Below are 12035 nucleotides of genomic sequence, written 5' to 3'. Positions count from 1 at the left end.
AAGGCCTGGCGAAACGCACGGGCCGGCTTGTGCCGCCCGGGCTCCATTCGTCGAGATCGAACGGCAGCCTGATCACATACCAGCCCTGCTCGGTCAGGTACGCGTATTTGTAGTTTCCGGGGGACGTGATACGCGCGGGCAGAATGCCTTCGATTACAGGCCGCTGGATCGACGCCATCGACGTGCGCCAGACCCGATCCGATGGAATGCCCTCGAACGTCACCCGATACGATTTGTTGCGCGCACCGTGCGAACGCACGGACGTAACGAAGATCCCGTGCCTCGCGCTGGCCGGAGCCGGTTCGACCAGCATGACCTCCCCAGCTTCGAGCCAGAACGGATTGCCGGTGCCCACGAAACTTGTCTGGCCAGCCAGATAAGCTTCGTGCCGTAAACGCGCAATACGTTTGCCTTCCGCTGGCGTCCCGTAGTGCTCGCCCCATCGATAGTCGATGGCATTGGTGGTCTTGTCGCCGCGTGCCGCGTTGTCGTCGACAAGCAGCGACACATCTGCCTGCCGGTGGTTGTAGTCGTGCAGGCGCACGCCCTCCGGCACGCGCCGGGTTCGCCGCCTGAGCGTCTTGATCGCGTCGGCCCCGACGCTTTCAAGCCCGGAATCGCTACGTAACGGCACCCTGCGCTGTTTGCGTGCGTACGCATCGAGATCGTCGCCGAATACGATCGCCGCGTAGTCCTTCTTTTGCTCCCAGCGGAACCACATGCCTTCTTCCGCACAGATCCGCTGAATAAACGCGAATGTTGTCTCGTGATACTGGGTGACGTATTCGTGCCGTCTGTACTCTCCCCGCAGCGCGAACACGAAGTCAACCCCGGCACGGTAACCGAAGTGCCGCAGCGTGCCAGTAATGATCTCTTCAACCGACTGCTTCTGAAACAGGCGGCTCGCGACGCCGCGATTGAGGTCGGCCAGTCTGGGTTCGAGCATCACCCGGTAACGTGTTTCATCGGCCGAAGTTTCGATTTCGTCGAATGTTGTGATGATGCCGTGCACGGTTTGCGCGGGCGGTTTGTTGCTGAACTGTTCCGCGTTGCTGCCAAACAGTCTGCGCAGTCGGCCCATGTCCGGGTCGATGGGATCGACGATGAACCGTGCCGGGCGCCCCAGCACCTGATCCATCGCAATGCCCGCCATCGGGCTCGTGAATTCGATCTCGTAACGGTACAACTGGCTGATCCGGTCGACGCCAGCAAATTTCACGACCGAGAACGGCGCAGGGTGCGGCGCCAGCTTCAATTCATACGCCTGCAATGGCATGACCATCGACATGGCATTCCTCCGGGTACGCGTTCACAGCAACGCGCCGGGGCAGCCATGGGCGGCCCCGGCGGCCTGTACCGTGCACAGAAAATTTCAGATCAGCTCTTGGCCTTCGGCATCTGCGACACGAGCGAAAGCCCGATGTCCATACCCTCAACCTGGAAGTGCGGGATGATGAAGAGCTTGATGCGGAAGAAACCCGGGTTGTCCTCGATGTCTTCGACCGTCACCTTCGCTTCGCGCAACGGGTGGGACGCCTGCAATTCGTCCCCCGGATCCTTCATCTCCGTCACGAGACTCTTGATCCAGCCGTTCAGTTCGAGTTCGAGCAGACGCCGGTCCTTCGTCGTGCCGATGTTCTCGCGCTGGATCAGCTTCAGGTAGTGGGCGATACGCGAAAGCAGGAAGATGTACGGCAGCCGCGCGTTGATACGGCTGTTGGCGCTGGCCTCTTTGGTTTCGTACAGCGCGGGCTTTTGTGTCGAGTTAGCCGAGAAGAAGCACGCGAAGTCATGGTTCTTGTAAAACGAGAGCGGAATGAATCCGAGGTTCGCGAACTCGAACTCGCGTGTTTCGGGAATCAGCACTTCTGTCGGGATTTTTGGCTGCACGCCAGTACCGAGGTCGTACAGGTGAACCGGCAGGTCCTCCACCCTGCCGCCTGCCTGCGGGCCGCGAATCTGCACACACCAGCCGTTGTTCACAAAGCTGCGGGCCATGTTGGCCGCGAACGCGAAGGATGCATTCACCCACAGGTATTTGTCGTGGTCGGGGCCCTTCACCGCCTCTTCGTAGTTGAATGCACGCACGGGCACCGTATCCTTGCCGTACGGCAGGCGACCCAGCACGCGCGGCATCGTCAGCCCGACGTAACGTGCGTCGTCCGTGTCGCGGAAGCTCTTCCACTTGATGTACTCGGCGCGATCGAAATAGTTGCCGATGTCCTGAATGGCCGCCACCTCTTCCATCGACTTTTTGCCGAAGAACGCCGCGCCCACCGAGCCGATGAACGGCATGTGCGCCGCAGCGGCTACTTTTGAAATATTGCGCAGTAGCGCGATGTCCTGGGGCGAGTTGTCGAACTCGAAATCGCTGATCATCGCGCTGATCGGCTGGCCGCCCGGCGTGTCGTATTCCTCGATATACGCGAGCCGGTAAATCCCGCTCTGAATCAGCTCCGGCGTGTCGTCGAAGTCGCGTTGCAGCGCTTCCTTCGAGACGTCTAGCACTTCGACCCGTGCGTTGCGGCGAAAATCGGTGCGCGACACGAGCATCTTCAGACCGCGCCAGCGCCCCTCCAGCGCCTGAAACTCGGCGGCGTGCATCACAGCGTCGAGTTGTCGGCCGATCTGGCGGTCGAGTTGCCCGATGTGAAAATCGAGTAGCGACTTGTCGAGACGATCGACAGGCTGGTTCGACCGGGCGACCAGTTCGAGAAATGCCTCCATGCCACGCGCGATCCGCTCGCCAGCAGACGCTTCGGAGAGCATGTCGCTGTCGCGGAACGACTCAAGCGGGCGCACCTCGGCGACCGGCTCGAGATTGATCTTGTTGCACAGCGCCGCGTACACGCTGTCACTTCCATCCGCGAAGGCTTCGGGCGCGGCATCGCGCACAATGGCTTCATGCGTGGCCTGGCGGGATTCGTTCTGGTTCATTGCTGTTCCTGTCTGAGATTGAAACGCAACCTGGTTGCGAAAGGCAGTAAACGCCGCTTTGGTCCGGCCGCGCTCAGGCATGTCCTTCTGGCTGCGTCGCAGCCGTTACAAGCTGTGCCAGCTCGCCGCGCAGCGTGTCGGACAGACGTTTGTCCTTGAGGATCTTCTCGAACTCGCGCCGGAACGTGACGTTGTCGAGCAGATTCGATTTCAGATCGCGCAGCAGGTTGCGCATTGCAAGCAGCGCCTGAAGCTCCGGAATCTGGCGCGCCACTTGCTCGGGCTCGAAATCCTTCATCGACCGGAACGACAGGTTCACCGGCAGTTCGGAGCCGTCGGCGGCGAGCGTGTTTTCGGCGGCGAACTTCAGGTCCGGCGCGTAGTCAGCCAGCACGGCATTGAAGTTATTCTTGTCAAGATTGACTTTCTTGCGCTCGGCGAGCGGTGCCTGTTCGCGTCCCGCGCTGAAATCACCCGCAACCAGCAGCTTGAGCGGCAGCTCGACCTTCTTCTGCGCGCCACCCGTGTGCAGGTCCAGCGTAATTGAAACGCGACTCTTCGGAATTTCTCGCTGGAAGCTATCCATAGTTATCCTCATTAAAGTGAGCAAAAAGTAAATCTGTTGCCGTACGGTGTCTCGCACGATGCACGCACAGTCCGTCACCACATGGAGGATCATGGAATTACGGATTTGCACTGACAGCACCACACGACAAATATGGCAACGCCCGAATTTTTGTGTGATTGATTCGCGACGGCGTATTAAACAAGATTATTAATAGCTCGTCAAAACACTATTTTCATTAGTCAACAAAAATCTGCCACAAAGCCATCTCCAAATAATTTACCTCGCCGAAAAATTCACAAAAAACCCCGAAATAGACGATTCGACCCGACGGTCTGCAAGCACAAAGAAGCTACACACATAACCTCCAGTCCGTAAATTTCACAACTTTTTATCAAAAATTTACTTTGTCAATTCTCATCCTCAACTTATCGAGATTCTCGATTCGCACGGAGAATTTACAAATCATCAGAAACTGTTGGCCTTTATCTCGAAGGCACAATAAATATCTTGTCCCTGGCTATACAGCAGCAAGATATCGCGTTTAGAATCCACCGTCCCGAATCAACCAAAGCACAGGATGCCGAAATACATGCGGATCGACAAACCTCTTTGGCACGACGGCCTGATTCTCACGCAGCAGCACTTCCAGCAGCAGGACCGGTGGTCGGGATTCGCACTGCAGCAGTTTGCGTGCGCCACGCAAGCCGAGCCGTGGGGAACGCTCGGCATCGACATCGATGAGGAAGCACTCGCAACAGGGCGACTGAAATTCACGCAACTGAGGGGGCGTTTCCCGGATGGAACGCCTTTCGACACGACCGTGGCCGACGCACTGCCTGCCGCGCGCGACCTGACCCGGGGCATGCCCGTCGAGCGCCAGAGCGTCGTGGTGTTCGCCGCGCTGGTGCTTCCAGATGCGAATGGCAACAACTGTCGCTTCGACGAGGCGTCGCTCGTGCGCCCGCGGCGTTCTTACCGCGAATTCGTAAAGGTCGTAGACCTGTACGGCGCCGACGCGGCGGAGATCGCAGTCGAGCGTCACGCGATTCGCCTGCTCTTCGATTTCGAGTCTCATGCCGACGACACGGTATGTGCGGTTGCACAGATCACCCGTGCAGCGAACGGGCAGTTCCAGGTCGATCGCCGTTTCGTGCCGCCTTGCCTCACGCTGGGCAGCCACCCGCTTCATATCGAGCGGATCAACCGTCTCGCCGACATTCTTCAGGCGAAGAGTCTCGCGCTCGGCGCCCGCCGCAGCGAGCGGATGGAGCAGGTCGCCGAATATGGCGTCGCCGACGTGCAGCTCTTCTGGCTGCTGCACTGTATTCACGCGGCGTGGCCGCAACTGCGTCTTTTTGCGTCGCACCCTTCCCGCGCGCCCGAACACCTGTATGTCGCACTGGTCCAGCTTGCCAGCGTACTCACGACGTTCTCGACCACAACACAGCTTGCGGACATTCCCGTGTGGGACCACGCGCGTGCCGATGAGGTATTCGCGAAGCTGGAGGCCATGATCCGCGAACTGCTCGACGCCATCATTCCATCGCGTGTCGTGTCAATCGGACTGTCGCGAAAGAGCCCGACGACGTGGCTGGGCTCGTTCCTCGACGAGCGCATCGTGGACGGCGCAGCAGACTGGTACCTGTCGGTCAACGCGCGCGTGCCCGCATTCGAACTTGCCGAGCAATTCCCCCGGCTGTGCAAGATCGGCTCGCCGGACGATATCGGGCACGTCATCAATTCCGCACTGCCGGGCATTCCGCTCAAAGCCGTGCCGCGCGTACCCGCTGCCATTCCTGTGCGCCTCGACAATCAGTACTTCGCGCTCGACTCCACGAATACCGCGCACGAGAGAATGCTCGCCGCGCGTGCTTGCCAGATCTATCTGCCCGCGTCGATTCCCGACGCCTCGCTTGAACTCTATGCGGTGCTGCGCTCATGACCCTCCAGACTCACGCTCGCAATTTCGTACCGCTCGTGGACGCCGCCGGCGGTACCAGCCGTTTCGACGGCAAAGGCATCCGGGATCTGCTGCGCGACACCGCACTGCTCGTGACTTCACTCGGCCCGACTGCGACGGCGCCGGACGCGGCGCAATTTCGTGAGCGCTGCAGACAGGCAATCCAGGACTTCTCAAATGCACTCGCGCGGCGCGGCTATTCTGAAGACGTGCGGCGGGAAGTGCTGGTTGCCCAGTGCGGCCTGCTCGACGAAACGGCGTTGCGCCACTTGTCCGCTGAAAGCCGCGCCAGCTGGGAGCTGACACCGCTGCAGGTCGAGTGGTTCAAGGTGCACGACGCTGGCGAGCACGTAATCGAGCGCATCGAAGCGCGCCTGCGTGAGACGCCGCCCGATGCGGACCTGCTCGAATGCTATTCGGCGATTCTCGGCATGGGATTCATGGGGCGTTACGCACGCGATGGTGAAGCACGCCGTGCAGCACTGGTCGCCGCACTCAATACGCGCCTGGAAAAAATTCGCCCGCCGGTAGAGCAGCCGTTCATGACGGACCGCGCAGCGCGCCGGATTTCCGACTGGTTCTACCGGCTATCGCCGTGGGCCATTGCAGGCGTGTCGTGCGCCGCCGCCGCGATCGTCTGGGGCATATGGAGCGTTGCGCTCGATAACCAGCTTGCACACATCGCACCAGCGAAGGTTGACCGTCCGTGAAATCCAGTCCGGCTGTGCTGACCTCCGAACCCGGCCACGCGCGAGCGTACGGCCAGGAAGGACTCGGCTATCCCGTCCGCCTGATGGCGGCGTTCGCCGCTGCACTGGCGCTCGCCATCATCTGGCTCGTGGTGCAACCGGGCGCCAGCGTTGCCTCTATGCTCACCTGCGCGATCGTTATCGCCGCCGTACTGCTCATGCTTTGGCGCACGCGGCAGTTGTCGCGCGCACGAAACGGGAGCGCGCACATCATGACGGCGCTAGGCGCGGCAACCGTGGACATCCCGGTCAGGCTGCGCACACGCATGCCGCTCGTGCTGGTCACGGGCGACGCGCTTGCCGCGCTGTTCGACCGGGGCGAAGCAGCACGCTTCGTGCATGTCGGCGCCGGTGCGATCTGGCTGCGCGCCGAGCGGCCAAACGATCTGCCGCGCCTTGCCGTCGCCGTCAAACAATGGCGCGATGGCCGGGCGCCCGACGGCATCGTGCTCGCCGTGGCACCAGCCTTCCATGCCGATACGGAGATGCTGGCACAGTCGTTGCGCGTGGTTCGCCAGGCGGCCAGCGATGCGGCACGCCTGCTGGGAACACGCCATTTTCCGGGTTATATCGCCGTCTATCAGCGCCTGTCGACCGAGCCAGCCAGTCCGGCAACGCCGCCGCAGTGGTATGGCGTTTCGTCGGCCGTGCACATGACGGACTCGCAGCGTTTCGATACGGTGATCCGGGCAGCCGAGAACGAAGTCCGCCATGCGACGGATAACCGTGTGGCGGCCACGCGCGCGGCGGCCCTCGCCTCAATCGCGGGCTGGACACAGCGTGTCGTGATCGCACCCCTCGCGGACCAGCGGCAACCCGCTGCGCCATGGGCGCTGTTCGGCGCCGGGTGGATCGACTGCGGCCCCGCCAGTGGCGTCGCGAACCCGTGGGAGCGAGACGTCCAAATGCAGACATGCGTCACGCGTGCGGCAGCCACCGCATCGCCCACGCCATGGCCCTTGCCGCAGCCGCTGATCGGGGCGCTGCCCGTACGGCTCTGGATGCCCCCGCGGATGGCGGCACTCGCGCACGCCATCGTACTGCTAGCCTGCGCAGCGGCCGTTGCATTCGTCGGTTCGGCACGAAACAACGCGGCGCTGCTCGCACGTGTCGACGCCGATCTCGCCCGTTACGCGTCAATCCCCGCCGCCCGTGACGCCGCAAGACGCGATGCACTGCACACGCTCGTCACCGACCGCGACGAACTCGACCGCTACGCACGAACCGGCATTCCGCTGCGCCTCTCGTTCGGCATGTACCGGGGCGCCCAAATGATCCCGGCGCTCAACGACGCAATTGCCTCCTACGCGCCGCCGCCTCCGCTGCCAGCAGTCGTGACACTCGACAGCATGTCGCTCTTCGACAGCGGCAAGGCACAGCTGAAAGACGGCTCGACGCGCGCAATGGTCGAAGCGCTCGACATGATCAAACAGCATCCCGGCAAGCGGATTCTCGTGGCGGGACACACCGACAACGTGGGCACCCCGTCAAGCAATCTGAAATTGTCGACGGCGCGCGCCGAAGCCGTGCGCGCCTGGCTGATCGAGGCTTCCGGCATGGCGTCCACGCACTTTGCGATTCAAGGTTATGGCGACACGCATCCGGTTGCGGACAACGAGACCGAAGCCGGGCGCGCGAAGAACCGCCGCGTCGAGATCACGCTCGTGCCCGACGCCGCTCACGATATGCCCATGAATAGCAGTGTCCCCTTGAGCAACGCAGCGCGCGCGGACACAAACGAAGCAGTCAGGCAAATTTTTGCCCCCGAAGTCTGAGCTTCGGGATCTTGAAGCCCGGTCACTCGCTCCGGGCAATTGTCGCAGTACGAAGAATGGAGTAAAGCAATGGCAATTCCGGCTTATTTGTGGCTCAAGGACGATGGCGGCGCCGAAATCAAGGGATCGGTGACGGTCCAGGGCCGTGAGGGCAGCGTCGAGATCGTGGCCTTCGATCACAGCGTGTACATCCCTACCGACGGCAATACCGGCAAGCTCACCGGCACGCGCGTGCACAACTCGATCACCCTGACGAAGGAAACCGATTCCTCGACGCCGTATCTTTACAAGGCGGTCACGAGTGGCCAGACACTCGATGCCGCCGAGATCAAGTGGTACAAGATCGACGACGCCGGCAAGGAAAAAGAGTACTTCAACACGAAACTCGACAACGTCAAAATCGTGGCCGTACGCCCGAAGATGTGGGACATCAAGAACCCCGACTTCGAGAAGCACAACCATCTTGAAGAAGTCGAACTGCGCTACGAAACGATCACCTGGTCGTACAAGGACGGGAACATCATCCACAAGGACACCTGGAACGAGCGTTCCTGATCCTCGCCGACGATGGTCCCGAGTCCGGTTTCGCATGACGGCCTCGTTTTGCGGATCCATCTGCCAGCCCGCCTGCGCGGGCTGGCAACCTTGCTGCACGGGGCAGCCGCCATCCGCGCCCCCTCCTCCTGCCTGATGCGCTCTTGCGCGAGCAACCCGACCATGACCCTGCGCCACGACCGAAGCACCGCCTTGCGGGATATCAACGCACTTCTGCGCCGTCTCAATCCACACTGCACGAAGGCACTCGAAGCGGCGGCGAGCCTGTGCCAGATGCGGTTAGCGGACGAGATTTCGGTCGAGCACTGGCTGCTCAAACTGATCGAAGCCGGAGACGGCGACATTCCGGCCATCCTGAACCACTACGATATGAATGCGGACGCCGTGTGGGATGCTCTGCTCGCGGCCATCGAACATACACCGCGCACGCTGCGGGGCCGCCCGAGCCTTTCGCCACAGCTGGCCGTGGTACTGAACGATGCGTGGTTTCATGCGTCGGCTCTGGCCGACGATGCACCGATCCGTTCCGGCAACCTGCTTGAAGCCATTGTCGACGCGCCGCACGTCCTGCGTGCACCCCATGCCTGGCCGCTCCTGTCCGTCGGTAGCGCTCAGATCCAGCGGCTCTTGCCGCGTCTCGGACTGCGATCCTGCGAAAACACCCCCATCGAACCGCACGCCACAGCGAACGCAATCGCGCTCGCTGAGCAAACCCGTGCAGCCCATGCAGTACCGCAAGCGAAAGCGGTGCAGACGACGCGCAGCATGGAAAGCGCGGCGCTCGGCCGTTTCACGATCGACTTGACGGAAAAAGCTCATCGCGGCGAGATCGACCCCGTGTTTGGCCGCGATCGTGAAATCCGGCAAATGATCGAGATACTCGCACGCCGCCGCAAGAACAATCCGATCCTCGTCGGGGAACCGGGCGTGGGCAAGACCGCACTCGTCGAAGGCCTGGCGCTGCGGGTGGCGGAAGGCATGGTGCCGAATACGATCCGCGACGTACGCATCCTCACGCTCGATCTCGGTCGGCTGCAGGCTGGCGCGGGCATCAAGGGCGAATTCGAACAGCGCCTGAAAAATGTGATCGATGAAGTACAGACCTCGTCCGTACCGATCCTGCTTTTCATCGACGAGGCTCATACGCTGATCGGTGCGGGCAATGCAGCAGGCGGTGCCGACGCAGCTAACCTGCTCAAGCCCGCACTCGCGCGCGGCGAACTGCGCACGATCGCCGCGACTACGTGGTCCGAGTACAAGGAATACTTCGAGCGCGATGCGGCGCTCGAACGGCGTTTCCAGATGATCAAGGTCGACGAGCCCAACGATGAAGCAGCCTGCCTGATGCTGCGCGGCCTCAAGAGCCGATATGCGGCGTACCACAACGTTCATATCCGCGACGAGGCGCTCCTGGCCGCAGTCACGCTCTCCCGCCGCTATATTCCTGCCCGGCAGTTGCCGGACAAGGCGGTAGATCTCATCGACACCGCGGCGGCCCGCGTGCGCATGGGCCTCGAATCACCTCCAGCGGAACTGCAGCACGCACGCGCCGCCATTTCTGCGCTCAATCTCGAGATCGCCATGGTGGAAGACGATGGGCGCGCCGGCGTCGCGGGCACCGACGCGCGACGCGCCGCACTCCACACTGCGCTCGCGGCTGCCACGGCGCGGCTCGACAGTCTGCAGCAACGCTACGATGAAGAACTGGGGCACGTGCAGGCGCTGCTCGAGCAACGCGACGATGCCAACCCCGATTGCGCCGAAAACACAGTAATTGAAGCGCGCAACGCACTTGCACGCGCACAAGGCAAGACGCCGCTCATCTTCGCCGATGTCGATGCTCAGGTGGTTGCACGCGTCGTCGCCGAATGGACGGGCGTGCCGGTCGGCAATCTCCTCGACGACGAGCTGCAAAGCCTGCTCACGCTCGAGGCACAGCTCGCAAAGCGGGTGGTTGCGCAGGACGACGCACTGGCTGCACTCGCGCAAAGCCTGCGCACGGCAAAGGCAGGTTTGAAGAACGAGCATGCGCCACTCGGCGTATTCCTGCTGGCAGGTCCTTCCGGCGTGGGCAAAACCGAAACGGCGCTCGCGCTTGCCGATTTGCTCTTCGGCGGCGAGGCGGCCCTGACTACGATCAACATGTCGGAGTACCAGGAATCCCACACGGTTTCTCAACTCAAGGGAGCGCCTCCGGGCTATGTCGGCTATGGCCGCGGCGGCATCCTCACCGAGGCGGTTCGCCAGCGTCCGTACAGTGTCATACTGCTCGACGAGGTAGAAAAAGCCCACCGCGACGTGCTGGACCTGTTCTATCAGGTCTTCGATCGCGGCACAATGCGCGATGGAGAAGGACGTGAAATAGATTTTCGCAACTGCGTGATCTTGATGACATCCAACCTCGGCAGCGCACAAATCGACGAAGCTACCGCCGACAATCCTGCTATCGCTCACAGCGCCCTGCTCGAAGCGGTTCATCCGCAGTTCGTATCGCACTTTCAGCCAGCCTTGCTAGCGCGCTTTCAGACGCTGATTTATCGGCCACTCGACGCGAATGCACTGGCAGCCATCGCGCGCATGAAAATGGCGAAAGTGGCCGAGCGCCTGCATCGGCTGCACGGAGCCCAACTGTCATGCGACGATTCACTGATCGATGCCATGACCGCACGCTGCGTCTCGCGCGAATCCGGCGCGCGCAATGTAGATGCATTCCTCAACCGGCGTGTCCTGCCCGCCGTTTCGCGCGAACTGCTTGCGCGGATGGCAAGCGGAACCCCAACAGCGCAAATTCTGCTGTCCAGTTCCGCCGACGGCACTCTGACACTCCATTTTGTCGACCGCGGCGAACCGGCTATCGCCACCGCATCGTCACAGGCGTCGATTATCTGAGGGGAGCCATGTTATGCCCGCCGGTCCATCCCTTTACGACGTGCTGCTCGGTCACATCGATGGCGAGGAACTCGATGATCACGACCACAACACCCTCGAAATCCTGAGCGTCCAGGCGAACATCCGTCGCATCCTCAATACGCGTGTGGGTGCGCTAAAGCACATCCCTGACTACGGGCTGCCCGATCTGACTGACGTCTACCGGAACCTGCCCGCGTCGGTTCACGATCTGCGCAAACAACTGGAGGCGACCTTGCTGAAGTTCGAACCGCGGTTGCGGTCGGTTGAAGTTGAAATCGACGACAAACCGGACCCGGGTGTGCTCGTGAGCTTCACCATGGTCTGCACGCTGAAACATGCGGGGCTTGTGCGTTTCGGGACGTATTTCGAGCCTCCCCGCAAAATGCGCATCGAGCGGCTGATCAGCGCAGATCACGGCAGGTAATGGAGCGGCACAGGGATGAGCCCCCTGCGCGTGCGAGCATCGCTAAGTGTTAGCGAACGATGAGTGTCCAATATGTCGCCTGCCATCCTCGTCCCGGTCCTATATGTCTTTGTTTGGCATGGGCACAATGCGACTATCAAGCAGGTTTCTCACCTGC

At 61.6% G+C, this 12035-nt stretch carries 9 protein-coding genes; 6 read left to right on the top strand and 3 right to left on the bottom strand.

The window, feature by feature from the left end; translation table 11 throughout:
- The 3 genes from Q0L30_RS04300 to tssB form a co-directional block, all read right to left on the bottom strand.
- Positions 1-1288: type VI secretion system Vgr family protein (locus Q0L30_RS04300; protein WP_296651616.1), on the bottom strand; the 1288-nt coding region annotated here is incomplete at its 3' end.
- An 89-nt stretch (positions 1289-1377) separates the two neighbouring features.
- A complete protein-coding gene (gene tssC / locus Q0L30_RS04295) occupies positions 1378-2937 on the bottom strand; it encodes a type VI secretion system contractile sheath large subunit (protein WP_296651613.1) in 1560 nt (519 codons plus the stop codon).
- Between the two features lie 73 nt (positions 2938-3010).
- The gene (gene tssB / locus Q0L30_RS04290) at positions 3011-3523 is read right to left on the bottom strand and encodes a type VI secretion system contractile sheath small subunit (RefSeq protein WP_296651611.1); all 513 of its coding nucleotides are present in this window, start codon (positions 3521-3523) and stop codon (positions 3011-3013) included.
- Between the two features lie 571 nt (positions 3524-4094).
- Here tssB and tssK point away from each other — a divergent pair.
- From tssK to tssE, 6 genes are all read left to right on the top strand, one after another.
- Positions 4095-5447 (top strand): type VI secretion system baseplate subunit TssK, encoded by a 1353-nt coding sequence (gene tssK / locus Q0L30_RS04285; protein WP_296651608.1) that lies wholly within the window; start codon positions 4095-4097, stop codon positions 5445-5447.
- Positions 5444-6175 carry a DotU family type IV/VI secretion system protein gene (locus Q0L30_RS04280; protein WP_296651605.1) on the top strand — a complete coding sequence of 244 codons (732 nt, stop codon included), beginning with the start codon at positions 5444-5446 and terminating at the stop codon, positions 6173-6175. The genes tssK and Q0L30_RS04280 overlap by 4 nt, the downstream gene beginning before the upstream one ends.
- 83 nt (positions 6176-6258) lie before the next feature.
- Positions 6259-7989, top strand: coding sequence for an OmpA family protein (locus Q0L30_RS04275; protein ID WP_296651634.1), 1731 nt, complete (start codon positions 6259-6261; stop codon positions 7987-7989).
- A 69-nt stretch (positions 7990-8058) separates the two neighbouring features.
- Positions 8059-8544, top strand: coding sequence for an Hcp family type VI secretion system effector (locus Q0L30_RS04270; protein ID WP_296651603.1), 486 nt, complete (start codon positions 8059-8061; stop codon positions 8542-8544).
- Positions 8545-8706: 162 nt separating this feature from the next.
- Entirely contained in the window at positions 8707-11433 is a 2727-nt protein-coding gene (gene tssH / locus Q0L30_RS04265) for a type VI secretion system ATPase TssH (protein WP_296651598.1), read from the top strand.
- Positions 11434-11446: 13 nt separating this feature from the next.
- Positions 11447-11878, top strand: a complete 432-nt coding sequence (gene tssE, locus Q0L30_RS04260) for a type VI secretion system baseplate subunit TssE (protein ID WP_296651595.1) — start codon at positions 11447-11449, stop codon at positions 11876-11878.
- The last annotated feature ends 157 nt before the right edge of the window (positions 11879-12035 follow it).

It is taken from the genome of Paraburkholderia sp., assembly GCF_024281035.1.
In the GTDB taxonomy this organism is placed as follows: domain Bacteria; phylum Pseudomonadota; class Gammaproteobacteria; order Burkholderiales; family Burkholderiaceae; genus Paraburkholderia.
The sequence above is the reverse complement of the archived record's forward strand: the minus strand, read 5'-3'. Positions and strand labels throughout refer to the sequence as shown.

Coding starts and splice junctions, on each gene's coding strand:
- tssC (WP_296651613.1), bottom strand. CDS start 2,937: ATGAACCAGAACGAATCCCGCCAGGCCACGCATGAAGCCATTGTGCGC.
- tssE (WP_296651595.1), top strand. CDS start 11,447: ATGCCCGCCGGTCCATCCCTTTACGACGTGCTGCTCGGTCACATCGAT.
- tssH (WP_296651598.1), top strand. CDS start 8,707: ATGACCCTGCGCCACGACCGAAGCACCGCCTTGCGGGATATCAACGCA.
- tssB (WP_296651611.1), bottom strand. CDS start 3,523: ATGGATAGCTTCCAGCGAGAAATTCCGAAGAGTCGCGTTTCAATTACG.
- Q0L30_RS04275 (WP_296651634.1), top strand. CDS start 6,259: ATGGCGGCGTTCGCCGCTGCACTGGCGCTCGCCATCATCTGGCTCGTG.
- Q0L30_RS04270 (WP_296651603.1), top strand. CDS start 8,059: ATGGCAATTCCGGCTTATTTGTGGCTCAAGGACGATGGCGGCGCCGAA.
- Q0L30_RS04280 (WP_296651605.1), top strand. CDS start 5,444: ATGACCCTCCAGACTCACGCTCGCAATTTCGTACCGCTCGTGGACGCC.
- tssK (WP_296651608.1), top strand. CDS start 4,095: ATGCGGATCGACAAACCTCTTTGGCACGACGGCCTGATTCTCACGCAG.